The sequence below is a fragment of the Amycolatopsis sp. YIM 10 genome, assembly GCF_009429145.1.
Taxonomy (GTDB): Bacteria; Actinomycetota; Actinomycetes; order Mycobacteriales; family Pseudonocardiaceae; genus Amycolatopsis.
Window position 1 is genome coordinate 2,904,875 of the sequence record NZ_CP045480.1, and the last position, 24,592, is coordinate 2,929,466.

General features: G+C 70.8%; 21 protein-coding genes. 13 read left to right on the top strand and 8 right to left on the bottom strand.

Annotation, left to right across the window (positions count from 1 at the left end):
- Positions 1 to 4 precede the first annotated feature (4 nt).
- Together icmF and YIM_RS14230 are read left to right on the top strand one after the other, a co-directional pair.
- Positions 5 to 3,244: a fused isobutyryl-CoA mutase/GTPase IcmF gene (icmF, locus tag YIM_RS14225; RefSeq protein WP_153030822.1), complete on the top strand. Its 3,240-nt coding sequence runs from the start codon at positions 5 to 7 to the stop codon at positions 3,242 to 3,244.
- Entirely contained in the window at positions 3,241 to 3,873 is a 633-nt protein-coding gene (locus YIM_RS14230; protein WP_228004715.1) for an AAA family ATPase, read from the top strand. Before icmF ends, YIM_RS14230 begins: the two co-directional genes overlap by 4 nt.
- On the opposite strand, the gene YIM_RS14235 is transcribed toward YIM_RS14230, so the two are convergent.
- Complete coding sequence (locus tag YIM_RS14235; RefSeq protein ID WP_153030823.1) at positions 3,857 to 4,303, bottom strand: pyridoxamine 5'-phosphate oxidase; 447 nt, start codon at positions 4,301 to 4,303, stop codon at positions 3,857 to 3,859. The genes YIM_RS14230 and YIM_RS14235 overlap by 17 nt on opposite strands.
- Positions 4,304 to 4,380: 77 nt before the next feature.
- On the opposite strand from YIM_RS14235, the gene YIM_RS14240 reads away from it, so the two are divergent.
- The 3 genes from YIM_RS14240 to YIM_RS14250 all read left to right on the top strand — a co-directional run bounded on the left by YIM_RS14240 (position 4,381) and on the right by YIM_RS14250 (position 6,933).
- A complete protein-coding gene (locus tag YIM_RS14240; RefSeq protein ID WP_153030824.1) occupies positions 4,381 to 4,980 on the top strand; it encodes a DUF4383 domain-containing protein in 600 nt (199 codons plus the stop codon).
- A 70-nt stretch (positions 4,981 to 5,050) separates the two neighbouring features.
- Entirely contained in the window at positions 5,051 to 5,881 is an 831-nt protein-coding gene (locus YIM_RS14245) for an LLM class F420-dependent oxidoreductase (protein ID WP_153030825.1), read from the top strand.
- A 62-nt stretch (positions 5,882 to 5,943) separates the two neighbouring features.
- Positions 5,944 to 6,933, top strand: coding sequence for a TIGR03557 family F420-dependent LLM class oxidoreductase (locus YIM_RS14250; RefSeq protein ID WP_153030826.1), 990 nt, complete (start codon positions 5,944 to 5,946; stop codon positions 6,931 to 6,933).
- Positions 6,934 to 7,023: 90 nt separating this feature from the next.
- Here the strand turns inward: YIM_RS14250 and kstR are convergent, their stop codons facing one another.
- Complete coding sequence (kstR, locus tag YIM_RS14255; protein ID WP_153030827.1) at positions 7,024 to 7,632, bottom strand: cholesterol catabolism transcriptional regulator KstR; 609 nt, start codon at positions 7,630 to 7,632, stop codon at positions 7,024 to 7,026.
- Positions 7,633 to 7,773: 141 nt separating this feature from the next.
- Here kstR and YIM_RS14260 point away from each other — a divergent pair, with 141 nt between their 5' ends.
- The gene (locus tag YIM_RS14260; RefSeq protein WP_153030828.1) at positions 7,774 to 9,882 is read left to right on the top strand and encodes an acyl-CoA dehydrogenase; all 2,109 of its coding nucleotides are present in this window, start codon (positions 7,774 to 7,776) and stop codon (positions 9,880 to 9,882) included.
- 30 nt (positions 9,883 to 9,912) lie between these two features.
- Positions 9,913 to 12,483: a DEAD/DEAH box helicase gene (locus tag YIM_RS14265; RefSeq protein WP_153030829.1), complete on the top strand. Its 2,571-nt coding sequence runs from the start codon at positions 9,913 to 9,915 to the stop codon at positions 12,481 to 12,483.
- A gap of 536 nt (positions 12,484 to 13,019) precedes the next feature.
- Here YIM_RS14265 and YIM_RS14270 read toward each other — a convergent pair.
- Positions 13,020 to 13,793, bottom strand: coding sequence for an NAD(P)H-dependent oxidoreductase (locus YIM_RS14270; protein ID WP_153030830.1), 774 nt, complete (start codon positions 13,791 to 13,793; stop codon positions 13,020 to 13,022).
- Between the two features lie 70 nt (positions 13,794 to 13,863).
- On the opposite strand from YIM_RS14270, the gene YIM_RS14275 reads away from it, so the two are divergent.
- The 6 genes from YIM_RS14275 (at position 13,864) to YIM_RS14300 (ending at position 19,582) form a co-directional block, all read left to right on the top strand.
- Positions 13,864 to 14,829, top strand: a complete 966-nt coding sequence (locus YIM_RS14275; RefSeq protein ID WP_153030831.1) for a GlxA family transcriptional regulator — start codon at positions 13,864 to 13,866, stop codon at positions 14,827 to 14,829.
- Between the two features lie 68 nt (positions 14,830 to 14,897).
- Positions 14,898 to 15,935: an acyl-CoA dehydrogenase family protein gene (locus tag YIM_RS14280; RefSeq protein ID WP_153030832.1), complete on the top strand. Its 1,038-nt coding sequence runs from the start codon at positions 14,898 to 14,900 to the stop codon at positions 15,933 to 15,935.
- Complete coding sequence (locus YIM_RS14285; protein WP_153030833.1) at positions 15,935 to 17,089, top strand: acyl-CoA dehydrogenase family protein; 1,155 nt, start codon at positions 15,935 to 15,937, stop codon at positions 17,087 to 17,089. The genes YIM_RS14280 and YIM_RS14285 overlap by 1 nt, the downstream gene beginning before the upstream one ends.
- A gap of 11 nt (positions 17,090 to 17,100) precedes the next feature.
- Positions 17,101 to 18,024 (top strand): bifunctional MaoC family dehydratase N-terminal/OB-fold nucleic acid binding domain-containing protein, encoded by a 924-nt coding sequence (locus YIM_RS14290; RefSeq protein ID WP_153036973.1) that lies wholly within the window; start codon positions 17,101 to 17,103, stop codon positions 18,022 to 18,024.
- Positions 18,025 to 18,065: 41 nt separating this feature from the next.
- Positions 18,066 to 18,419 carry an acyl dehydratase gene (locus tag YIM_RS14295; RefSeq protein WP_153036974.1) on the top strand — a complete coding sequence of 118 codons (354 nt, stop codon included), beginning with the start codon at positions 18,066 to 18,068 and terminating at the stop codon, positions 18,417 to 18,419.
- Positions 18,416 to 19,582 carry a lipid-transfer protein gene (locus YIM_RS14300; RefSeq protein ID WP_153030834.1) on the top strand — a complete coding sequence of 389 codons (1,167 nt, stop codon included), beginning with the start codon at positions 18,416 to 18,418 and terminating at the stop codon, positions 19,580 to 19,582. The genes YIM_RS14295 and YIM_RS14300 overlap by 4 nt, the downstream gene beginning before the upstream one ends.
- On the opposite strand, the gene YIM_RS14305 is transcribed toward YIM_RS14300, so the two are convergent.
- The 5 genes from YIM_RS14305 to kstD are packed head-to-tail and all read right to left on the bottom strand — an operon-like array spanning position 19,572 to position 24,590.
- Positions 19,572 to 20,435 carry a MaoC/PaaZ C-terminal domain-containing protein gene (locus tag YIM_RS14305; protein ID WP_153030835.1) on the bottom strand — a complete coding sequence of 288 codons (864 nt, stop codon included), beginning with the start codon at positions 20,433 to 20,435 and terminating at the stop codon, positions 19,572 to 19,574. The genes YIM_RS14300 and YIM_RS14305 overlap by 11 nt on opposite strands.
- 53 nt (positions 20,436 to 20,488) lie before the next feature.
- Entirely contained in the window at positions 20,489 to 21,502 is a 1,014-nt protein-coding gene (locus tag YIM_RS14310) for a ferredoxin--NADP reductase (protein ID WP_228004716.1), read from the bottom strand.
- Positions 21,495 to 21,785 carry a hypothetical protein gene (locus YIM_RS14315; protein ID WP_304506022.1) on the bottom strand — a complete coding sequence of 97 codons (291 nt, stop codon included), beginning with the start codon at positions 21,783 to 21,785 and terminating at the stop codon, positions 21,495 to 21,497. The genes YIM_RS14310 and YIM_RS14315 overlap by 8 nt, the downstream gene beginning before the upstream one ends.
- Before the next feature lies 1 nt (position 21,786).
- The gene (locus YIM_RS14320) at positions 21,787 to 22,920 is read right to left on the bottom strand and encodes a Rieske 2Fe-2S domain-containing protein (RefSeq protein ID WP_153030836.1); all 1,134 of its coding nucleotides are present in this window, start codon (positions 22,918 to 22,920) and stop codon (positions 21,787 to 21,789) included.
- Positions 22,917 to 24,590, bottom strand: coding sequence for a 3-oxosteroid 1-dehydrogenase (gene kstD, locus YIM_RS14325; RefSeq protein WP_153030837.1), 1,674 nt, complete (start codon positions 24,588 to 24,590; stop codon positions 22,917 to 22,919). The genes YIM_RS14320 and kstD overlap by 4 nt, the downstream gene beginning before the upstream one ends.
- Positions 24,591 to 24,592: the final 2 nt, after the last annotated feature.

Genomic DNA, 24,592 nt, shown 5'->3' on the forward strand with positions numbered 1-24,592 from the left:
AGGGATGACCACCGAGCTGCACCAGCCCGCGCACCCCGTCCGGTTCGTGACCGCGTCCAGCCTGTTCGACGGCCACGACGCCTCGATCAACATCATGCGCCGGATCCTGCAGTCGCAGGGGGCCGAGGTGGTGCACCTCGGGCACAACCGCTCGGTCGACGAGGTGGTCACCGCGGCCATCTCCGAGGACGTGCAGGGTGTGGCCATCAGCGCCTACCAGGGCGGCCACGTCGAGTACTTCAGCTACCTGGTGGAGCTGCTCAACGAGCGCGGCGCCGGGCACATCCGGGTCTACGGCGGTGGTGGCGGCGTCATCGTGCGCGAGGAGATCGACCTGCTGCACTCGCGCGGGGTGGCCAGGATCTTCTCACCGGAGGACGGCCAGCAACTGGGCCTGCCCGGCATGATCAACCTGATGATCCGCGAGTGCGACACCGACCTGTCCGAGGCGGGCGCCGGCTCGGTGGAGAAGCTGCTCTCCGGTGACGTACCCGCGCTGGCCCGCGCGATCACCCGGCTGCAGCTGGGCACGCTCCCCGAGGACCACCTCACCGCGATCACCGAGGCGGCCGCGAGCCGTCAGGTGCCGGTCCTCGGCATCACCGGAACGGGTGGTTCCGGCAAGTCCTCGCTGACCGACGAGCTGATCCGCCGGTTCCGGCTCGACCAGGAGGACAAGCTGAGGATCGCGGTGCTCGCGGTGGACCCGTCGCGGCGGCGCGGCGGTGGCGCCCTGCTCGGCGACCGGATCCGGATGAACTGCCTGGACGGCTCGCCGGTGTTCTTCCGCTCGCTGGCCACCCGCACCACCAGCGGGGAGATCCCGGCCGGGCTCGACGAGTCGGTGCTGGCCTGCAAGGCGGCCGGCTACGACCTGGTGATCGTGGAGACCCCGGGCATCGGCCAGGGCGACGCGGGCATCGTCGACCACGTGGACCACGCGCTGTACGTGATGACGCCGGAGTTCGGCGCCGCGTCGCAGCTGGAGAAGATCGACATGCTCGACTTCGCCGACGCGGTCGCGATCAACAAGTTCGAGCGCCGCGGGGCCGAGGACGCGCGCCGCGACGTGGCCCGCCAGCTGGTGCGCAACCGCGAGGCGTTCGGGTCCGCGCCCGAGGACATGCCGGTCTACGGCACCTCGGCGGCCAAGTTCAACGACGACGGCGTCACCGCGCTGTACCAGAACCTGCGGGACGCGCTGGCCGAGAAGGGGTTGTCGGTCTCGGCCGGGGTGCTGCCGAAGGTCGAGGGCAAGGTGTCCACCGACGCCAGCACGATCATCCCGTCCTCGCGGGCGCGCTACCTCTCCGACATCGCCGACACCGTGCGCGGTTACCACCAGCGCACCATCGACCAGGTCGCCGCGGTCCGGCGGCACGAGCACCTGGACGCCGCGCGCACCGCGCTCGCCGAGGCCGGTGACGACGTCGCCGCGATCGAGAAGCTGGCCGAACGCGCGGCCGCGGCGGTGGACCCCGACGTCCGCCGCCTGCTGGAGCAGTGGACCGAGCTGGCCGAGTCGTACCGCGCCGAAGAGCTGGTGGTGAAGATCCGCGACAAGGAGCTGCGCACCCAGCTCTGGCGGGAAACCCTGTCCGGCAGCAAGATCCCGCGGGTGGCGCTGCCGCGCTACACCGAGACCGGCGAGCTGCTCTCCTTCCTGCGCCGCGAGCACCTGCCCGGCTACTTCCCTTACACCGCGGGCGTTTTCCCGTTCAAGCGGGAGGGCGAGGACCCGGCCCGCATGTTCGCCGGCGAGGGCGACGCCTTCCGCACCAACCGCCGGTTCAAGTACCTGTCCTCGGACTCCGAGGCCAAGCGCCTGTCCACCGCCTTCGACTCGGTGACGCTGTACGGGCACGACCCCGACACCCGCCCCGACATCTACGGCAAGGTCGGCACCTCGGGTGTGTCGATCGCGACGCTGGAGGACATGCGGGCGCTCTACGACGGGTTCGACCTGACCGCGCCGAACACCTCGGTGTCGATGACCATCAACGGCCCGGCGCCGACCATTCTCGCGTTCTTCCTGAACACCGCGATCGACCAGCGGATGGAGGCGTTCGAAGCCGAGCACGGCCGCAAGCCGTCCGAAGCGGAGGCCGCCGAGCTGCGGGAGTGGGCGCTGCGCAACGTCCGCGGCACCGTGCAGGCCGACATCCTCAAGGAGGACCAGGGCCAGAACACCTGCATCTTCTCCACCGAGTTCAGCCTGCGCATGATGGCCGACATCCAGGAGTGGTTCATCGAGCACGGGGTGCGGAACTTCTACTCGGTGTCCATCTCCGGCTACCACATCGCCGAGGCCGGGGCGAACCCGATCTCGCAGCTGGCCTTCACCCTGTCCAACGGGTTCACCTACGTGGAGTCGTACCTGGCGCGCGGCATGGACATCGACGACTTCGCGCCGAACCTGTCGTTCTTCTTCTCCAACGGCATGGACGCGGAGTACTCGGTGCTCGGCCGGGTGGCGCGGCGGATCTGGGCGGTGGCCATGCGCGACCGCTACGGCGCGAACGAGCGCTCGCAGAAGCTCAAGTACCACGTGCAGACCTCGGGCCGCTCGCTGCACGCGCAGGAGATGAGCTTCAACGACATCCGGACCACGCTGCAGGCGCTGTGCGCCCTCTACGACAACGCGAACTCGTTGCACACCAACGCTTTCGACGAGGCGATCACCACGCCGTCGGAGAGTTCGGTGCGCCGCGCGATGGCCATCCAGATGATCATCAACAAGGAATGGGGCCTGTCGAAGAACGAGAACCCGCTGCAGGGCGCGTTCATCATCGACGAGCTGACCGACCTGGTCGAGGAGGCCGTGCTGGCCGAGTTCGACCGGATCTCCGAGCGCGGCGGCGTGCTCGGCGCGATGGAGACCGGTTACCAGCGCGGCCGCATCCAGGACGAGTCGATCCTGTACGAGCGGCTCAAGCACGACGGCTCGCTGCCGATCATCGGGGTGAACACCTTCCGCAACCCGCATCCCGAAGAGGACGAGGTCGAGGTGGAGCTGGCGCGTGCCACCGAGGACGAGAAGGAGTCGCAGCTGCGCCGCCTCGCCGACTTCCAGCAGCGCAACAGCACCGAGGCGGAGCTGGCCCTGCGCACCCTGCGCGAGGCCGCGACCCGCGGTGACGAGAACCTGTTCGGCGTGCTGATGGACGCGGCGCGGGTGTGCTCGCTCGGCCAGATCACCGAGGCCTTCTTCGAGGTGGGTGGCCAGTACCGGCGGAACGTGTGACGGACCCGTTCGGCACGCTGGGCCGGGCGCTGTGGATCGGTGGCGCGCAGTGGGCGGGCAAGTCGACCGTGGCGCGCCTGCTCGCGGAACGGCACGTCCTCACCGTCTACCACTACGACTACCAGGGCCTGCGCGCCCACCACGAGCGGGAGCTGTTGCGCCGCCTGCGCAACGGGCTCGCCGAGGTGGACGACGAACAGCGCTGGGTGCGGTCGACACCGGAGGAGATGGCCGCCGAGGTGCTCGACGGCTTCCCCGGCCGTTTCGAATGGACACTCGACGACCTGCGCTCGCTGGTCTCGCCGCGGCCGATCCTGGTGGAGGGCTGGGGATTGCGGCCGGAACTGGTGACCGCCGCGTTCGACGTGGAGCGCATGGTGGTCATGGTGCCCACCGAGGAGTTCCGGGAACGCCAGGTGCGTGAACTGCCGCGGGCGGCCGCGCTCGGCGTGCCGGTCAGCGATCCCGGACTGGCCCAGCGGAACCGGCTCGCCCGTGATCGCCTGGTGGCCGAGGACGCGGTGCGGCGGGCGCGCGAGCGCGGTGTCCACGTGATCGAAGTGGACGGCACGCGCGACGCCGAACAGGTCGCGGACCAGGTGCAGGCCCGGTTCAGCCGTTTCCTGTGAGCCGTTCGGCCGCGATGAAGACCGCGGCTCGTCGCTCGGCGGCCATCACCCGGTCGTACTCGTCCCAGTCGTCGTGCGTGCCGGTCGCCGCGCGGAACACCTCGCGCAGCAACGCGGGCAGCCGGTCCTGGTCGAAGCCGGGATCCGGGTGGTCCGGGCCGATGATCCGCACCGGCCCCTGCGCCCCCGCCCAGTTCCAGCCGCGGCGGAAGACGATGGTGGCGTGCCCGGCCGTGCGCAGCAGCCGCAGCTTCAGCGCGTCCCCGCGGGCGACGAAGCCGACCGACGGCGTGCCGCTCACCGGATCGTCGATCAGGCCCGCGTTCACCACGGACGAGTGGACCGTGCCGTCCGCGCGCACGGTCGAGATGGTGGCCAGGCCGTGTTCGTCCAGCGCGAGGCGCCGGAGCAGCTCCAGATCTGCGGGCATGCCCTCACCGTAGGCGGTTTGCCAGCGGAAAGCCCGGGGTAATCATGCCTATCGACACTCCGTGAGGGGAGATAGCCATGGCTCGCGAGACCACCGCGAAAACCCTGCGTCCCCACCGGGCCGGTCTCCAGCCGGTCCAGTTGCTGGCCGGACTGGCCGGCCTGGCGTTCCTGGTGTTCGGCATCGTCGGTCTGGTCCGGACCGGGTTCGGCGACTTCGCCGGTCATTCACACGGGACCCTGCTCGGTTTTGCCATCAACCCGTTCCACAACGTGCTGCACATCCTCAGCGGCCTGCTCGGCGTGCTGATGGCCACCGGCTCCGGGCTGGCCAGGATGTACGGCTGGCTCCTGCTCATCGGCTACGGCGCGGTGTTCGTCTGGGGCCTGATGATCACCGGCGTGATCGCCACCAACCCGATCTCCGGCATGGGCGACCCGCTGCACATCAACGCCGCCGACAACTGGCTGCACGGCGGGCTGGCCCTGCTCGGCCTGCTGATGGCCGTGCTGCCCGCGCGCAAGGTGGTGCGCACGGTGGAGGAGGCCCCGGCCGAAACCACCGGCGAGACCACGGCGGTGTCCGAGCCGGTGACCGACAGGACCGCCCGCAACGAACCGGCGACCGCGCCGATCAGCACGCCGAAGCACCGCCGGTGGGACCTGCGCACCCGCTGAGGGGGCGCTGACTCTCGCTGACTTTCGCGGACGGGAATAACCGCCGGGGCGGCCCGGGTTCGCCACGAATATGGACTTCGGTATCTCCACCTTCGTGACGGACGAGGGCATCCGCCCCGGCGTACTCGGCCGGGCGCTGGAGGAGCGGGGCTTCGACTCGCTCTTCCTCGCCGAGCACTCGCACATCCCGGCGAGCCGGGAGTCGCCGTACCCCGGTGGCGGTGAGCTGCCCCGGATCTACTACCGCACGCTCGACCCGTTCGTCACGCTCGCCGCCATCGCGGGCACGACCTCGAACCTGCTGCTCGGCACCGGCGTCGCCCTGCTCATCCAGCGCGACCTGTTCCACACCGCGAAGGAGGTCGCCAGCCTCGACCTGATCTCCGGCGGCCGGGTGCTGTTCGGCGTCGGCGCGGGCTGGAACCGCGAGGAGATGCGCAACCACGGCACCGATCCGCGCACCCGCGGTGCGCTGCTGGACGAGCAACTGCAGGCGCTGAAACTGCTGTGGACCGAGGAAAAGGCCGAGTTCCACGGCGAGTTCGTCGACTTCGACCCGGTGTTCTCGTGGCCGAAACCGGTGCGGCGACCCCACCCACCGATCTACATCGGGGGCGAGAGCGAGCGTGCGCTGGACCGGCTGGCGAAGTACGGCGATGCCTGGCTGCCGCGTCCCGGCACCTCTCCGGCGGAGATCCGCCGGGTCAGGTCCTGGCTGGCCGAGCAGGGCCGCGAAGACGTGCCGATCACCATCTTCGGCGCGCCGGCCAAGCCGGACGGGGTGGCCGAACTGGCCGATGCCGGGGTCGACCGGCTGTCGTTGTTCCTGCCGACGCTGCCGGAGTCGGAGACGCTGCGCAAGCTGGACGAGTTCGCTGCCTTCGCGGGCGATTTCCGGTGAGCTTCCGGTGAGCGGAGTACGTTGGCGGAGCGAGAACCACAGGTGAGAAGGGGTATGCGTTCGTGACTGAAGTTCAGATCGGCATGGCGGCGGCACTGGAGCAGTTCTCGCCGCGGGAGTCCATCGAGCTGGCCGCGCTGGCCGAGCAGCACGGCTTCTCCGGCCAGATGGCGGCCGACCATTTCCAGCCGTGGGTTCCCGCGCAGGGAGAGGCTTCGTTCGTCTGGAGCGTGCTGGCCTCACTGGCCGAGAACACCACCGGCGACCTGGGGCCGGGCGTGACCTGCCCGTCGTTCCGGCTGCACCCGGCGGTGGTGGCGCAGGCCGCGGCCACGCTGGAGGCCACCTATCCCGGCCGGACCTGGCTGGGCATCGGCTCGGGCGAGGCGCTCAACGAGCACGTCATCGCCGGGTACTGGCCGGAGGCGCCGGAGCGGGTGCGCCGGATGTTCGAGGCGCTGGAGATCATCCGGAAGCTGTTCAGCGGGCAGGACGTCAAGCACAGCGGCGAGTTCTTCAAGCTGCACACCACCCGCCTGTGGACGCTGCCGGACGCGCCGCCGCCGATCTACATCGCCTCGGCCGGGCCGTACACCTCGCGCAAGACCGGCGAGCTGGCCGACGGGCTGATCACGCCGGGCGCCTCGCTGGAGAAGCTGGCCGGCATCCTGGACAACTTCGGCAAGGGCGCGAAGAAGGCGGGCAAGGACCCGGACTCGATGCCGAAGCTGCTGCAGGTCCACCTGTCGTGGGCGCCGACCGAGGAGGAGGCGCTGGCCAACGCGATGGAGCAGTGGCCCAACGGCGGCATGAAGTTCCCGAAGGCCGACGTGCGCTCGCCGTTCGACTTCGAGCAGATGGCGAAGCTGGTGCGCCCGGAGGACTTCGAGGGCCGCATGGTCATCTCGTCCGACCCGGATGTGCACCGCGCGTCGCTGCAGAAGTACGTCGACGCCGGGTTCAACCGGATCTACGTGCACAACGTTGGCCGGAACCAGAAGGAGTGGATCGAGGTCTTCGGCCGGGAAGTGCTGCCGAAGCTGCACGCCTGAGAGGTGCGGTGAATGTGGCTTTCCTCGCGCCAGGCGCTACGAAAGCCACATTCACAGCGTGCGCACGGAGGGACCGGTCGTGCCCGCGCCTCACTTGTCCAGTAGCAGGTGTACCGAGAGTTCCAGCCGGTTCGCCACGTCCGCGGCCGACGCCCGGCGGGTCACCCAGGCGACCAGGTTCGCCATCCACACGTCGGCGATCACGTGGAAGATGTCCCGGTCGGCCTCGGTCGGGTCGTCGATGCCCATGGCGGTGGCGAACATGTTCTCCATCAACCGCCCGACGTGCTCGACCTCGGTGGCCGCGGTGGTGTCGGCGAACATGAACGCGCGCACCATCGCCTCGGTCAGGTGCGGGTCGCGCTGCATCAGCCGGGTGTTGCGGCCCAGCACGAACAGCAGCCGCTCGGTCGGCGTGTCCCCGGGGATGGCGCCGCGCTGCAGCTTCTCCTGCGCGCGCTCGAACTCCCTGGCCAGCCCGGAGACCAGCAGGTGGATCTTCGACGGGAAGTACCGGTACAGGGTGCCCAGCGCCACGTCGGCGCGTTCGGCGACGGCCCGCATCTGCACCGCGTCGTACCCGCCCTTGGAGGCCAGCGCCAGCGTCGCGTCGACGATCCGCTTGCGACGGTCGCGCTGCGCGGCCGAGCCCAGCTCGTCCCCGTTCAGCGTGCCCATGGGGGCCTTCTGCTTGGCCATCGGGCGGCTCCCCCGCTTCGGTCGAAACTTGTTCCAGTTTGCCTGTGAAGAATACCTAACCTTACCGGGGGTTCAAATCAGGGGCCCTGACGGCCTAAAGTGAAACACGTTCTACTTGCGGGCGAGAACGTGGAGGTAACCGTGCCGATCGCCATCACCGAGGAGCAGCGGGCGCTGGCGGACTCGATCCGGGCGTGGGCGGCCGATGACCGCCCGGTGGAACGCCTCCGTGCCGGCAAAGCTTCCCCGGCCTGCCTGGCGCCGCTCGGGCGCATCGGCCTGTTCGCGGTGGCCGTGCCGGAAGCGCTGGGCGGGGCGGGCGCCGGGGTGGCCGACGCGGTCGCCGGACTCGAGGTCACCGCCGAAGCGCTGGTGCCGGGGCCGGTTTTCGGCGGTCTGCTCGCCGCGCTGGTGCTCGGCCAGGCCCCGGACACCCCGGTGGCCAAGGAACTCGTGCCCGCGCTGGCCGACGGTTCGGCGACCGCGGCGGTGTCGTGGTCGCCGTTCGACGCACTGCCCGGAGTGGACGGTGGGCTGCTGGTCACCGGCGAAACCGGGCCGGTGCTGGACGCCGGTCCGGCCGCGCACCTGCTGCTGACCGCCGGGGACCGGTGGTTCGTGCTGCCGCCCGGTTTTCCCGGCGTGGAGATCACCCCCGTCGAATCGATGGACTTCTCGCGCGCGCTCGGCACGGTCCGGCTCACCGGCGCCGCCGTGCCCGCCGACGCGCTGATCCCCGTATCGGGTGATGTCCGGGCGCTCGCCGCCACGCTGGCCACCGCGGAGGCCGCCGGGATCGCCCGGTGGTGCCTGCGCACGGCCGTCGACTACGCCAAGGTCCGCGAGCAGTTCGGCCGTCCCATCGGGTCCTTCCAGGCGATCAAGCACCTGTGCGCGGAAATGCTGTGCCGTGCCGAAGCCACCGCCGCCCTGGCCTGGGACGCGGCGCGCGCGGCGGACGGCGACCAGCGGGAGTTCACCGCGGCGACCGCCGCCGGGTTCGCGCTCGACGCCGCGGTGGAGAACGCGAAGGACTGCATCCAGGTGCTCGGCGGCATCGGGTTCACCTGGGAACACGACGCCCACCTCTACCTGCGCCGCGCGATCACCCAGCGCCAGGTGCTCGGCGGCAGCGCGTACTGGCGCCGCCGGGCGGCCGAACTCGCGCTCGGCGGAGTCCGCCGCCAAGGTGACTCGACGACGGAGTCCGATCCGGAAATCCGGGCGCTGGCCGAGGAAATCGCCGCGTTGCCCCGGGCGGAGCAGCGCCGGAAGCTGGCCGACACCGGGCTGCTCGCTCCACATTGGCCGGAGCCGTACGGGCTCGGCGCGACCGCGGCCCGCCAGTTGGTCATCGACGCCGAACTGGAGCGCGCGGGCGTGACGCGGCCGGAGCTGATCATCGGTGCCTGGGCCGCGCCGACCATTCTGGAGCACGGCACCGACGCGCAACGCGAGAAGTACGTCGGGCCGACGCTGCGGGGTGAGATCACCTGGTGTCAGTTGTTCAGCGAGCCGGGAGCCGGCTCGGACCTGGCTTCCCTGCGCACCAAGGCGGTCCGGGCCGACGGCGGCTGGCGGATCACGGGGCAGAAGGTGTGGACCTCGCTCGCGGACAAGGCCGACTGGGCGATCTGCCTGGCGCGCACCGATCCGGACGCGCCGCAGCACCGCGGCATCACCTACTTCCTGGTGGACATGCGCTCGGCGGGCATCGAAGTCCGGCCGCTGCGGGAGATCACCGGGGAAGAGCGGTTCAACGAGGTGTTCCTCGACGACGTTTTCGTGCCGGACGAACAGGTCGTCGGCGCGGTGAACGGCGGCTGGCGGCTCGCGCGCACCACGCTGGCCAACGAACGGGTCGCGATGGGCTCGGGCACGCTGGTGGGCGAGGGCGTGGAGCGGCTGGTCACGCACCTGCGCGGCACCGAGGACCCGCTGCTGCTGGACCGGCTCGGCGCGCTGATCGCCGAGGGCTCCGCCGGTTCGCTGCTGGGGTTGCGCGGCACGCTGCGGCAGCTGGCCGGGCAGGATCCCGGCCCGGAATCCAGTGTGCGCAAGCTGATCGGCGTGCGGCACCGGCAGGCGGTGGCCGAGACCACGATGGAAGTCGTCGGCCCGCAAAGCGAAGCGACCGCGCCGGCGCAGTACGAGTTCCTCGTCTCGCGCTGCCTGAGCATCGCCGGCGGCACCACCCAGGTCCTGCTGAACGTGGCCGCCGAACGCCTGCTGGGCCTCCCTCGCGCGTAATTGTCGGGGGCGCGTCCTACGGTGACCGCCATGGAGCTCGCTCCCGGAACCCAAGCCCTCTTCGTGCCGTCCGACCCGCCTCGCGACGGTGTGCTCGCCCTGTGGGGGCACGGCGGCGGTGACACGCCGATCGACCTGGTCTTGCCGAAGGAACAGGCTTACCGCCGCACCCAGGTGGCGGCCTCGGTGCTGCCCGTGGCCGAGGCGGTCCGCGTGCTGCTCGCCGCCGGTGAGCACGAGAGCGCCACCATCACCGCGTGGGCCGAGGTGGTGGTGGCCGGGCTGAACCTGGTCGCCCGCGGCCGGGTCGAGCCGGACGGAGCGAGCTGGCGGGCCGGTCCGCTCGAAGTGGACGACGCGCTGCGCCTGACCGAGCTGGCCGGCGCGCTGCCGCCGGAGGCGCTCGCGCTGCCGTTGTCGGGGCTGAAGCGGGTCCGGCTGCATTCGCCGGAGTCGCTGGTGCGGGCGGTGTGGGACGCGATCGCCGATCTGCTGGCCGAGAACGGGTCCGTGCGCCTGGTGCTGCGCGTGGAGCCGGCGGAGGACGGTTCCACCGGGGTGGTCGCGGTGCGCGGCGCGAGCGATCCGGGGCTGGTGCTGGACGTGGCCGAGTTCGCCGACGCGCCGGAGGTGGTGCGCTCGGTGTTCGGCGAGCACGTCCAGGTGCGCGTGGCGCTCGGGTTGCGGCGCGCGGCGGCCGCCTGGCCACCGCTGGCGCGGGCGGCGGGCGGGGTGGTCGAGCTGGCCGATCACGAGGTCGTGGCGCTGTTGCGCGGTGGTGGGCCGCCGGGTGTGGAAGTGCTGTGGCCGAAGGAACTGTTCGAGGGGCTGCCGAAGATCCGGGCTTCGGTGAAGGTGCCGTCGGATTCGCCGCCGCAGCTGACGCTGAGCCGGATGCTCGACTTCCGGTGGCGGGTCAGCATCGGTGACGAGGAACTGACCGACGCCGAGGTGGCCGCGCTGGCCGAGGCGAAACGCCCGCTGGTGCGGTTGCGGGGGCGCTGGGTCCGGGCGGATTCCCTGCTGCTGGCGAGATTGCGGGCCACGCCCGCGCCGGTGAGCGAGGCGGACGCGCTGGCCGCCGCGCTCACCGGTTCGCTCGAAGTGGACGGTGAGGAGGTGGAGTTCGCCGCCCCCTCGGTGATCACCACCTTGCTGGAGCGCATCCGTTCCACGCCGGACGTGGAGGTGGTGCCGCCGCCGGGGTTGCACGGCACGCTCCGCCCGTACCAGCTGAGCGGGCTGGGGTGGCTGGTGAAGATGGCCGATCTGGGGGTGGGCGGGTGCCTCGCCGACGACATGGGGCTGGGCAAGACGATCCAGCTGATCGCGCTGCACCTGCACCGGCGGGCGCGGCGGGCGGGGCCCACGCTGGTGCTCTGCCCGGCGTCGCTGCTGGGCAACTGGGAGCGGGAGTTCGCGCGGTTCGCGCCTTCGGTGCCGGTGCGCCGGTTCCACGGTGGCAAGCGCAGCCTCGACGAGCTCGCCGGGGACGAGGTGGTGCTGGCCACCTACGGGGTGCTGCTGCGGGACCGCGCCGCACTGGCCACAGTGGACTGGGGGCTGATCGCCGCCGACGAGGCGCAGCAGGTGAAGAACGCGCTGTCGAAGACCGCGCGCGAGCTGCGGCGGCTGTCCTCGCCGGTGCGCTTCGCGCTGACCGGCACGCCGATGGAGAACCGGCTGTCCGAGCTTTGGTCCATTTTGGACTGGACGACGCCGGGCCTGCTGGGCACCGCCGAGCGGTTCCGGCGGCGGTTCGCCCGCCCGATCGAACGCCACGCCGACCAGGCGGCCACCGATCGGCTGGCCGCGGTGGTGCGGCCGTTCCTGTTGCGGCGGCGCAAAACCGATCCGGACATCGCGCCCGAGCTGCCCGCCAAGACCGAGACGGATCTTTTTGTGCCGCTGACCCGCGAGCAGGTCACCCTGTACGAGGCGGTGGTGCGGGAGAACCTGGCCGCGATCAGGGACACCACGGGCATCGCGCGGCGGGCGCAGGTGCTCAAGCTGCTGACCGAGTTGAAGCAGATCTGCAACCACCCGGCGCAGTACCTGAAGGAGCCGGGGGCGCTCGACGGCCGGTCGGGCAAGCTGGCCGCCTTCGAGGAGTTGCTGGACGTGATGCTGGAGGCGGGGGAGCAGGTGCTGGTGTTCAGCCAGTACGTGGCGATGTGCCGGTTGCTGGAGGGGTGGTTGCGTGAGCGGGGTCTGCCGGTGCAGCTGCTGTCGGGTTCGGTGCCGGTCGGGGAGCGCGATCGGATGGTGCACCGGTTCCAGTCGGGGGAGGTGCCGGTGTTCCTGATCTCGCTGAAGGCCGGCGGGGTCGGCCTGAACCTGACCAGGGCGACGCAGGTGGTCCACTACGACCGGTGGTGGAATCCGGCCGTGGAGGACCAGGCGACCGACCGTGCGCACCGGATCGGCCAGGAGCGCCCGGTGCAGGTGCACCGCCTGATCGCCGAAGGCACCGTCGAAGAACGCGTCGCCACGATGCTCGCCCGCAAACGCTCACTGGCCGACTCCGTCATCGGCCACGGCGAAGACTGGATCACCTCCCTCAGCGATGCCGACCTGGCAGCCTTGGTCCAACTACCCTGACCGCTCCGGCCTGGCTGCTTGGCCCGCTCCGGCCCAGCTGCTGGCCCGCCCTGGCCTGGCTGCTTGGCCCGCCCTGGCCCAACTGCTGGCCCGCCCCGCCCCGGCTACCTGGTCTGCCCTGGCCCGGCTACCTGGTCTGCCCTGGCCCGGCTACCTGGTCTGCCCTGGCCCGGCTACCTGGTCTGCCCTGGCCCGGCTGCCTGGTCTGCCCTGGCCCGGCTGCCTGGCCCGCTCCGGCCCGGCTTTCTGGCTCGCCCTGGTCCAGCTGCCTGGTCCGCTCCGTCCCGCTTGCCTGGCCCGCTCCGGCCTGGCTGCTTGGCCCGCCCTGGTCCGGCTTTCTGGCCCGCCCCGGTCCAGTTGCCTGGTCGGCCCCGGTCCGGCTGCCCGCCCCGCCCCGCCCCGGCCCGGCTTCTGGCTCGCCCTGGTCCGGCTGCCCGCCCCGCCCCGGTCCAGCTGCCCGGCCTGCCCTGGTCTGGCTGCCCGGCCCGGCACACCATTGGCCGCCCGGGGCCGCCACTTGGCTGCGCCCGGCGAAGTCAGGCCGGGTGGTAGTGGACGGCGAGGCCGGTCTGCCCGGGGTGGTGACCTGGCAGGAGGACCAGGTCGGAGTCGTAGTCGCCGCCGTTTTGGTGTCGGTACGGGAGCGGGGTGTCGGTACCCGCGGAGAGGACCTTCGACCGGACCAGTGAAGTGGCCGCCTCCAACGCCTCCGGGCTCACCCGGTCCGCGCCGTAGATCGCCACCGGGGGTAGCACGCTCATGCCCGTGTACCACAAGGTCCCGTGCAGCAACGGGAAAAGCGCCAGGTCCAGCTGACCGTTGATGCCCCGCGGACCGAAGGCCGGTTCCCGACTGCCCGCGGTCAGCACCACCAGCGCCCGCTTCCCGGCGAGCACGCCCTCGCCGTAGCGCAGGGTCCGCCCGTCGTCGGGATCGGTCACGCCGTAACCGAAGCCCTTCACGAAAACCCGGTCCATCCAGCCCTTCATGATCGCCGGCGTGCCGTACCACCACAGCGGGAACTGCAGCACCACGGTGTCCGCCCAGCGCAGTTTCTCGTGCTCGGCGCGGATGTCCGCGCTGAGCGTGCCGTCGTCGTAAGCCCGGCGGGAGGCGGCGGCGACCTCCAGCCGCGAGCCGGTCTCTTCCGGGAAGTCGTCCCGGTCGACCACGGCCTTCCACTTCATCGCGTACAGATCGGACATCCGGACCTCGTGTCCGGCCTCGACCAGCGCCCGCACGCCCTCGTCACGCAGCACACCGCTGAGTGAGGCCTGTTCCGGATGCGCGAAAACCCAAAGCACGTTCATGACCCCAGCGTGTCCCCGGCACGAACCGCACACGAGTGGCCCAAAGGACAACATGTGTCAGAATTGGGCCATGTCACTCGTCGCCGCGCTGGTTCGCCACGGGGTGATGCCGCTCGAGCTGGGCATCGTGCACCAGATGTTCGGCCGGGCCGCCACACCGGACGGCGACCCGCTCTACGAGGTCGTGACCTGCGCACTCACCCCCGGCGAGGTCCGCACCGACGCCGACTTCCCGATCCACGTCGACGCCGGGCCCGAGGTGCTGGACCGCGCCGACACCGTCCTCGTCCTGGCCTCCCACGAGCCGGACGAGACGGAGACCGACGGCCGCCTGTCCGCCGAGCTGGCCGGTGCGTTCGCCCGCATCCGGCCGGGCACCCGCATCGCCTCGATCTGCACCGGTGCCTTCGTGCTGGCCGCGGCGGGACTGCTCGACGGCAGGCGGGCGACCACGCACTGGAAGTCGGCCGAGGACTTCCGCCGCCTGTACCCGCGCGTCGACCTCGATCCCGACGTGCTCTACACCGACAACGGCGACGTGCTGACCTCGGCGGGCGAGGCCGCCGGGATCGATCTCTGCCTGCACATGATCCGCTGCGATCACGGTGTGGCGGTGGCCAACGAAGTGGCGAGGACCACAGTGGTGCCGCCGCACCGCGAGGGTGGCCAGGCCCAGTACATCCCGCGCCCGGTGCCGCCGGAGCGCGCCTCGTCCACCGGCGGCGCGCGAGCCTGGGCGCTGGCCCATCTCGACCGGCCGCTCACCCGCCACGACCTGGCGAAGCAGGCCGCGATGAGCGTGCGCACCTTCACCCGGCGCTTCGCCGACGAGGTCGGCATGCCCCCGGCGCGGTGGCTCACCCAGCAACGCGTGGAGCGGGCCCGCCAACTGCTGGAGGAAACCGACCTGCCGGTGGACCGCGTCGCCGAGAAAGCGGGCTTCGGCACCGCCTCCTCCCTGCGCCAGCACCTGCAGGCCGCGCTGGGGGTTTCGCCGAGCAGTTACCGGACGACCTTCCGCGGGGGCTTGCCGTAGCGCCGGATCCGGGCTAAAACTAGAACAGGTTTCAGTTTGATCCCGGCGCAAGGAGCTAGGAGGCCCGAGTGGACTTCACCCCCGGTGCGCACGAGGCCGCGGTCACCGAGCTGGCGGCGCAGATCCTGCGTGGTGAAGCCGATTCCTGGCCCGCGCTGGCCAAGGCGGGCCTGCTCGCCCTCTCGTTGCCCGCCGACCTCGGCGGGGACGGGCTCGGCGTCGCCGAAGTCTGCGCCCTGCTCACCGAGATCGGCCGCGCCGCCGCCGATGTCCCGGCCCTGCCCACACTGGCGCTGGGCGCGCTGCCGCTCGACGCCTTCGGCACGCCAGAGCAGCGAGCCGCGTTCCTGCCCGGTGTCGGCGACGGCACCGAGGTGCTCACCGCCGCCCTGCACGAGCCGTCGGCACCGTTCCCGGCGCGGCCGTCCACCACGGCGTCGCAGGCGAACGGTGGCTGGCTGCTCAACGGCATCAAAACCGCGGTGCCCAGGGCCGCCGAAGCCACGCGGATCCTCGTGCCCGCCTCGCTGCCGGTCGGCACCGGCGTGTTCCTGGTTGATCCGAAGGCCCCCGGGGTCACCGTCGAGGAGTCGTACTACTCCGGCAGCGCCCCCGAGCACCGGCTGACGTTCGCGGAAACCCCGGTGGACGAACGGAATCTGCTCGGCGGCACGCTCGACGGCGTGCACCGGTTCGCGCTCGCCGGCACGCTGGCCACGCTCGACGGCCTGCTCGCCGGGGCACTGGAGCTGACCACCAAGCACGTGGGGGAGCGGGTGCAGTTCGGCAGGCCGCTGGCGGCTTTCCAGGCCGTGGCACAGCAGATCGCCGACGTCTACATCGCCTCGCGGACCGTGCACCTGAGCACCACCTCGGCGATCTGGCGGCTGGCCACCGGACGCGACGCCGACGAGGAACTCGATGTCGCGGCGTACTGGGCGGCCGAACAGGTGCCGCTCGCCATGGGCAGCTGCCACCACCTGCACGGCGGGCTCGGCGTGGACACGAGTTATCCGATGCACCGCTATTCGGCCGCCGCCAAGGATCTCGTGCGGTACCTCGGCGGTCACGCACACCGGCTCGGCGAGCTGGCGGGGAGGGCCTGATGCACCTCGAACTCACCGCGGAGCAGCAACAGCTCCGCGACGAACTGCGGGCGTACTTCGCCGGCCTGGTCTCTCCGGAGGAACGCCGGGCGATGGTGCGCGAGCGCCACGGCAAGGTGTTCCGGGAGATCGTGCGGCGCATGGGCCGGGACCGCTGGCTCGGCGTCGGCTGGCCGAAGGAGTACGGCGGACGCGGGTTCGGCGAGCTGGAGCAGCACATCTTCGCCGACGAGGCGGCGCGGGCCGAGGTGCAGCTGCCCTCGGTGACGCTGCAGACCGTCGGCCCCACCCTGCAGGCGTTCGGCACCGAGGAGCAGAAGGAGTTCTTCCTGCCGAAGATCCTCGACGGCGAGCTGCACTTCGCGATCGGGTACACCGAACCGGAAGCGGGCACCGACCTGGCCTCGTTGCGCACCACCGCGGTCCGCGAAGGCGACGAGTACGTAGTCAACGGCCAGAAGATCTTCACAACCGGCGGCCACGACGCCGACTACATCTGGCTTGCCGTGCGCACCGATCCGGACGCGCCCAAGCACAAGGGCATCTCGATCCTGATCGTCGACACCAGCGACCCCGGCTACAGCTGGACGCCGATCATTACCTGCGACGGCGCCCACCACACCAACGCCACCTACTTCTCCGACGTGCGCGTACCGGTGAACCGGTTGGTGGGCCAGGAGAACGCGGGCTGGCGGCTGATCACCACGCAGCTCAACCACGAGCGCGTGATGCTCGGCCCGGCCGGGCGCATCGGCGGCCTGTACGACCGCGTGCGGGCGTGGGCGGCGGCGAACTCGTTGCTGGACCTGCCCGACGTGCGGGCCGTGCTGGCCGAGACCCGCGCGGTGACCAGGGTGAACGAACTGCTCAACTGGCAGGTGGCCTCGGTGGCCAAACCGTCCGGTGTGGACATAGCGGACGCCTCGGCGACCAAGGTGCTCGGTTCGGAGCGCGTGCAGCGGATCGGCAGGCTGTGCGAGGAGATCGTCGGGCGGCACGGGGATCTCGCCGATCCGGAGACCGCCGAACTGGCCGAACTGCTCGACCGGCTGGCCAAGCGCAACCTGGTGCTGACCTTCGGCGGTGGCGTCAACGAGGTCCAGCGCGAGCTGATCGCCACGGCCGGGCTCGGCCTGCCGAGGGTGCCGCGATGACGGGGGTGAAGGTGGACATCGAGGCGGCGGCCGAGCGCATCGCGGCGGGCGGGGAGTCGGCCCGGCGGTTGGCCCGCGACCCGGTGAACCAGGCCATGGTGAACAACTGGGTCGAGGCCATCGGCGACACGAACCCGGTGTACGTGGACCAGGAGTTCGCCGGGAAGTCGGTGCACGGCGGGGTGGTGGCACCACCGGCGATGGCGCAGGTGTGGACGATGGGCGGCCTGCACGGCAAGCGCGCCGCCGACGACCCGCTGGGCGCGATGATGTCCGTTCTGGACGAAGCTGGCTTCACCTCGGTGGTGGCGACCAACTCCGACCAGACCTACCACCGCTACCTGCGTCCCGGTGAGCACGTCGCGGCCACCACACAACTCGAAGAGGTCAAGGGGCCGAAGCAGACCGCGCTGGGTGAGGGCTGGTTCGTCACCACCAGGACGAACTGGTACGTGGGCGAGGAACTGGTGGCGGACATGGTGTTCCGCGTGCTCAAGTTCCGCCCGCGCGAGCAGCGCCCGAAGGTCGTCGACGCGCCGGGTGCCGCCGTGCTGCGGCCGGTGATCAGCCCGGACACGGCGTTCTTCTGGGAGGGTACGAAGGCGGGTGAGCTGCGCATCCAGCGCTGGGGCGACGTGCTCCGCCACCCGCCGGGGCCGATGCCACCGGACGGCGATCTCGGCGCCGTGCCGGACTACCAGGTCGCCTGCGGGCGCGGCACGGTCTACAGCTACGTGGTGCACCACCACCCGCCCGTGCCGGGCAAGGAGTTGCCGTTCGTGGTCGCCCTCGTGGAACTGGAGGAAGGCGTGCGGGTGCTCGGTGAACTGCTGGACGCGAAACCCGATGAAGTCCACATCGGACTGAAGGTCGAGACGGCGTTCCTCCGGATCGACGACGAACTCACGCTGCCCGCCTGGCGGGTGGCCCGGTGAGCGCGGTGGTGGGCACCGAGCTGCCCGAGCTGAAGATCGAGATGACGCCGACCTTCGTGATCAGCACGGCCATCGCCACCCGCGACTTCCAGGACGTGCACCACGACCGGGACGCGGCGATCACCCGCGGCTCGAAGGACATCTTCGCCAACATCCTCACCGACAACGGGCTGGTGCAGCGGTTCGTCTCGGAGTGGGCCGGGCCGGAGGCGCTGATCCGCTCGATCGGCATCCGCCTCGGTGTGCCGTGTTACGCCTACGACACGCTCGTGCTCTCCGGCCGGGTGTCCGAACAGGAGGGTGACGAGGTGGTCGTCGAGGTGACCGGACGCGGGGCGCTGGGTGAGCACCTCAGCGGCACCGTGCGGGTCGTGCTGCCGGGAGGTGGCGCGTGACGTTCTCGCGAACCACCGCCATCGCCGGGATCGGCGCCACCGAGTTCTCCAAGGACTCCGGCCGCAGCGAACTGCGGCTGGCGGCCGAGTGCGTGCGCGCCGCGGTCGCCGACGCCGGGCTCAACCTGTCCGATGTGGACGGACTGGTCAGCTTCACCATGGACGGCAACAGCGAGATCTCGGTGGCCAGGGAACTGGGCATCGGCGAGCTGACCTTCTTCAGCCGGATCCACTACGGCGGCGGTGCCGCGGCGGCGACCGTGCAGCAGGCGGCGCTGGCGGTGGCCACCGGCGTGGCCGAGGTCGTGGTGGCCTACCGGGCGTTCAACGAGCGCTCGGGGCACCGCTTCGGCCAGGTGTCCGCGGGGGCCGCGCAGCAGGTGAACTCCTCCGGGGTGGACAACAGCTTCCACTACCCGGTGGGCATCGCCACGCCCGCCGCGACGGTGGCCATGCTGGCCAGGCGCTACCAGCACGAGTACGGCGCCACCAGCGAGGACTTCGGCCGGGTCGCGGTGGTGGACCGCAAGCACGCGGCGACCAATCCGCACGCCTGGTTCCACGGCAAGCCGATCACCCTGGAACAGCACCAGTCCTCCCGCTGGATCGCCGAACCGCTGCGGTTGCTGGACTGCTGCCAGGAAAGCGACGGCGGGGTGGCACTGGTGATCACCAGCGCCGAGCGCGCCCGCGACCTGCCGCACCTGCCCGCGTTGATCGCCGCGGCCGCCCAGGGCAGCGGGACCGATCAGTACGTGATGACCAGCTACTACCGCGACGACCTCGCCGCACTGCCGGAAATGGGCGTGGTGGCGCGGCAGCTGTGGGCGCAGTCCGGCCTGTCACCGTCCGATATGGACGTCGGCGTGCTCTACGACCACTTCACCCCGTACGTGCTGATGCAGTTGGAACAGCTGGGTTTCTGCGGCCGAGGTGAGGCGAAGGACTTCATCGCCGACGGCCACCTGGAACTGGACGGCTCGCTCCCGCTGAACCCGCACGGCGGGCAGCTCGGCGAGGCCTACATCCACGGGATGAACGGCATCGCCGAGGGCGTGCGCCAGCTGCGCGGCACGGCGGCCAACCAGGTCGGCGGCGCCGAGCGCGTGCTGGTCACGGCGGGCACCGGGGTGCCGACCAGCGGCCTCGTGCTCACGTCGTAGCGTTCAGCACGCCTTCCGAGAGCACCACCGCGTCGTCGCGCTCGGGCACCGTGGCCACCACGACGAACCGGCTGTCTTCACGCCAGATCGAGGTGCGCAGGGTTTCGCCGGGGAACACCACCCCGGCGAACTTCGCCGACCACGAGCCGACGGCCGCCGGGTCGCCGTCGAGCACGGCGTCGGTGACCGCCTTCGCCACGATCCCGTAGGTGCACAGGCCGTGCAGGATCGGCCGGTCGAACCCGGCGCGGGCGGCGAACGCGGGATCGGCGTGCAGCGGGTTGCGGTCACCGCAGAGCCGGTAGAGCAGCGCCTGCTGCGGCAGAGTCGCCGTGTCGACAACAAGATCCGGCTCGCGGCCCGGTGCCGGTACCTTCGCCGAACGGCCCCGGTGCCCGCCGAAACCGCCCTCGCCCTTGGCGAAGATGCTCGACCGGGCCGTCCACAACGGACTGCCGTGCTCGTCCAGGGTGACCGTCTCGCGGATGATCACCGCGGCCTTGCCCTTGTCCAGCACGTCGACCACCTTCGTCCGCGAGGTGGCCTTGCCAGCCACCGGCAGCGGGCGGTGCGCGACGACCTCCTGGGTGCCGTGCACCACCTTGCTCAGGTCGATCGACACGCCGGGGAAGGCCACGGCCGGCGGCTCGGTCCAGTGGAACGAGGCGGCCACCGTGGCGAAGGTGGGCAGCACCCGCAGATCGTCCTCCAGCACGTACCGCAGTTCACGCGGATCGACCGGATCGGCGCCCGCGCCGAGTGCGAGGTGGTAGAGCTGGACTTCGGACGCGGTCCAGGAGAACTGCTCCTCGCCGAGTTCCGCGCCGATCGCGACAGCCGGGTCGATGGGCATGCGCACCACTCTCTGTTGTCTGCTCGGGGGACGACCCCCGGACCCCCGAACTACTATTGGTAACTGACCGAAACCTCATCGGTGAGCGGAACCGACTGGCACGCCAGCACGATGCCCTCGTCGAGGTCGTCGGAATCGAGTACTTCGTTGTTGAGCATCTTCACCTTGCCCGAGACCAGGCGGCAAGCGCAGGCACTGCACTGCCCGGCGCGGCAGGAGTAGGGCGCGTCGAGCCCCGCGTCGAGCAACAGGTCGAGCAGCTTGCGTTCCCGTGGCCACGAAAGGGAGCGCTGCTCGCCGTCGAGATCGACGTGCACCGTGGCGTCGGGCTCGTCCGACGGTTCGGTGACCTCCTCGGCCACCTCGTCGAACGGATTCCCGTCCAGGGAAAGGAACTTCTCGATGTGGATCAGCTTGCGGTCCCAGCCCAGCGACTTCAACCCGGTCTGCGCGGCCGCCATGAACGGCTTCGGTCCACAAAGGAATGCCGGGCGGCCGGGGAAGGGCGCGGCGAACGCCTGCAGCTGTTCGACCGACGGCAGGCCCTGCACGGATTCGAGCCAGTGCACCACGGTGAGCCTGTCCGGCATGGACGCGGACAGCTCGCGCAGCTCCCGCGCGAAGATCACCGACTGCTCGTCGCGGTTGGCGTACACCAACATCAGCCGGCCGGTTCCCTTGGCCAGCACGGACTTCACGATGGACATCACCGGGGTGATGCCGCTGCCCGCGGCGAACAGCAGCAGGTCCGCGTCGAGATCCGGCGGGCAGAACAAGCCGGAGGGCGGCAGCACCTCGATCTCCGCCCCCGGCCGGATGTTGTCGCAGATCCAGTTGGACGCGTAGCCGGTGCGCTTCACCGTGACCGTCAGCGGATCACCGGTGTGCGGGGAACTGGACAGCGAGTAGCAGCGCGCCACCGAGCCGCAGCGGTCGCTGGGTACCCGCAGGGTGAGGAACTGGCCCGGCCGGTAGTCCATGCCGGGGGCCGGTTCGAACACCAGCGAATGCGCTTCGGCGGTCTCGGCGATCACGTCCGCCACCCGCAGGCGCCGGACCTCACTCACCGGCTACCCCCAGAGCCCCGGCCCGGACGTCCTCGTCGATGCTGCGCTGCAGTTCGGGGCAGGTGTCCTGCAGCGCGGCAGGCCGGTCCGACGCCGCGTACACCGGGCACGCCGAACTGTCGGTCGTCCACTGGATGCTGGTGTGCTTGGGGCTGTTCTTCTTCACCAGCACGCGCACCGCGCAGGTCCGGCAGCCGACCGGCGCCAGCCCGCCGCTGAGGAACTCCCTGGTCTCCTCGGCCGAAGCCACCGGAGAGCCGAAGGCGGTGTAGGGCGGGGCCACCTCAGACCTCCGCCTCGGCGGCCTGCCTGGCCAGGTTCTCCTGTACTTCCACCGCCCACACCTCGTTGGCCCTCGTGGTGTCCACTTCGAACTCGAACCGCTGGGTCATCTCCGGGGTGACGTCGGCGACGTCCACGTAGAACTGCTCGTACCAGCGGCGGAGCTGGTAGACCGGACCGTCCTCTTCGCACAGCAGCGGATTGTCGATGCGTGACTTGTTGCGCCAGATCTCCACGTCCTGCAGGAAACCGACGCCGATGCTCTTGGCGAACTTGCCGGCGATCTTGTCCGCCTGCTCGTCGTCCACCCCGGGCAGCTTCTTCACGCTCACGCCCCACTGCAGCACGAAGGAGTTCTCCGTGACCGGGTAGTGGCAGTTGATCAGCACGTTCTCGATCTCGAAGCCCTTGTAGGTGTTGAGCAGCGTGTTGATCATGTAGGACGGGCCGTAGTAGGAGGCCTCGGAGCGGAGCAGGTTCTCCTCGCCGCCGTAGTTCGAGGCCATGCCCATGTCCGGGCGCCCCTTGGTGTTCAGGTACTGGGTGGCGATGTGGCCCTCGAACACGTTCTTGAAGTAGGTCGGGAACGCGTAGTGGATGTAGAAGAAGTGGGCCATGTCGACCATGTTGTCGATGATCTCGCGGCAGTTGGAGTTCTCGATCAGCACCGAGTCCCAGGTCCAGTTGCTCCACTCACCGCTGAAGATGCCGTCGATGCGCGGGATCGCCAGCTCCGGCGGCGGCGGATTGCCCTCGGGATCGTGCCAGACGAACAGCTGCTTGTTCTCCTCGCACGTGGTCCACGACCGCGTGCGTGCCCGCAGCGGAACCCTTTTGGCGTAGGGAATCGACTTGCACTTGCCGTCGCCGCCCCAGCGCCAGTCGTGGAACGGGCAGGCGATCTCGTCACCCTTGACCGTGCCCTGGGTCAGGTCGCCGCCCATGTGCCTGCAGTACCCGTCGAGCACGTTCAGCTTGCCGTCGCCGGACTGGAACACCACCAGCTTGGTGCCGAAGGCGTTGATGGCGTGGGGTTTCCCGTCGCGGAAGCTCTCGGCGAGGCCGAGGCAGTGCCAGCCCCTGGCGAACCGGGTCGGTGGTGCACCGGCGTCGATCGTGCGAAAGCTCTCGGTCATCGCGTACCTCCGGTTCGATTCTTGGCCGCGAGGTCCTCGGCCGCAAGGTAGCCGAAGACCATCGCCGGCCCGATGGTCGCGCCGGGCCCCGCGTAGGTGTGGCCCATCACCGCGGCGCTGGTGTTGCCCGCCGCGTACAGCCCGTCGATCACCGAGCCGTCCGCGCGCAGCACCCTGGCGCGGGTGTCGGTCAGCAGACCGCCCTTGGTGCCCAGGTCACCCGGCACCACGCGCACCGCGTAGAACGGCGCCTTGTCCACCGGGCCGAGGCTCGGGTTGGGCTTGTTGAGCGGGTCTCCGTAGTAGTGGTCGTAGGCGCTCTTGCCGCGGCCGAAGTCCTGGTCCACGCCCTCGCGGGCGAAACCGTTGAACCGGGCCACGGTGGCTTCGAGGCGGTCGGCAGGCAGTCCGGTCGAATCGGCCAGCTCGCGCAGGGTGGCGGCCTTGGCCGCGACCCCCGACTTGTACCAGCGGCCCGGCAGCGGCTGGCGCGGACCGAGCCCGGTGAACATGTACCGGTTGCGGTTGCGCTGGTCGAAGATCAGCCAGGCCGGCACGTTCTCGCCGGGTCCTTCGCCCTGGCCGTGCTCGCCGCCGTACATCGCGTGCACGGCTTCGACGTACGGCGCCGATTCGTTGACGAACCGCTCGCCGCGTTCGTTGACCAGCAGGCAGCCCGGCCGGGAGCGCTCGGCGAGGGCGAACCACGGCCCGCCGGTCAGCGGGATGGACGGGCCCCACCACGCGTCGTCCATCAGGTCGGTGGCGGCGCCCAGCTTGAGCCCGGCGAGAATGCCGTCGCCGGTGTTGGCCTCCGCGCCGACTGTCCATTCGGTACCGATCGGCGCCCGCTGGTACTTGGCCCGCATCTCGGCGTTGCGCTCGAATCCGCCGCAGGCCAGCACCACACCGAGCCTGGCCTTGATCTCGGTGCCGCCGCCGACCACCACGCCGGTGACACGATCGCCTTCGGTGCACAGGTCCACCAGCGGGGTGTCGAGCCGGACCGGCACGTCGGCGCGCAGCAACCCGGCGCGCAGCCCGGCGGACAGTGCCTGGCCCATGGCGAGCTGGCGCTTGCCGGTGAGCCGCCCGGCCAGCCACCGCGCGCCGAGGCGGAACACACGCAGCACGCCGCGCGGGTGCCGGGCGAGCAGGCTGAGCCAGCGGTAGTCGGCCTGCATCAGCGGGACACCGGCGGGCGGGGCGCTGTACGGCGGTTCGAGGTTCTTGAGTTCGTCGCCCAGCACCCTGGCGTCCAACGGTTTCGGCTCGGCCGAGCGCCCGCCGGGCCGTCCGCCCGGCGCTTCCGGGTGGTAGTCGGAGTAACCGGGGACCCAGCACAACCGCAGCGGCGTTTCGCGGTGCAGGAAATCGATCACCTCGGGGCCGCGGTCCAGGTAGGTGTTCCGCCGCTCGGCGGGCACCACGTCACCGACGATGGCTTCGAGGTAGTCGCGGGCCCGCTCGGGCGGTTCGTCGATCCCGGCCGCGCGCAGCGCCTCGTTGCCGGGGATCCACACCCCACCACCGGACCGGGCGGTGGAACCGCCGTACTTGGCGGCCTTCTCCAGCACCACCACGCTCAGTCCGTGCCGGGCCGCGGCGAGTGCGGCGGTCATGCCGGCGGCACCGCTGCCGACCACCACGACGTCGAACTCGTCGGGCATTC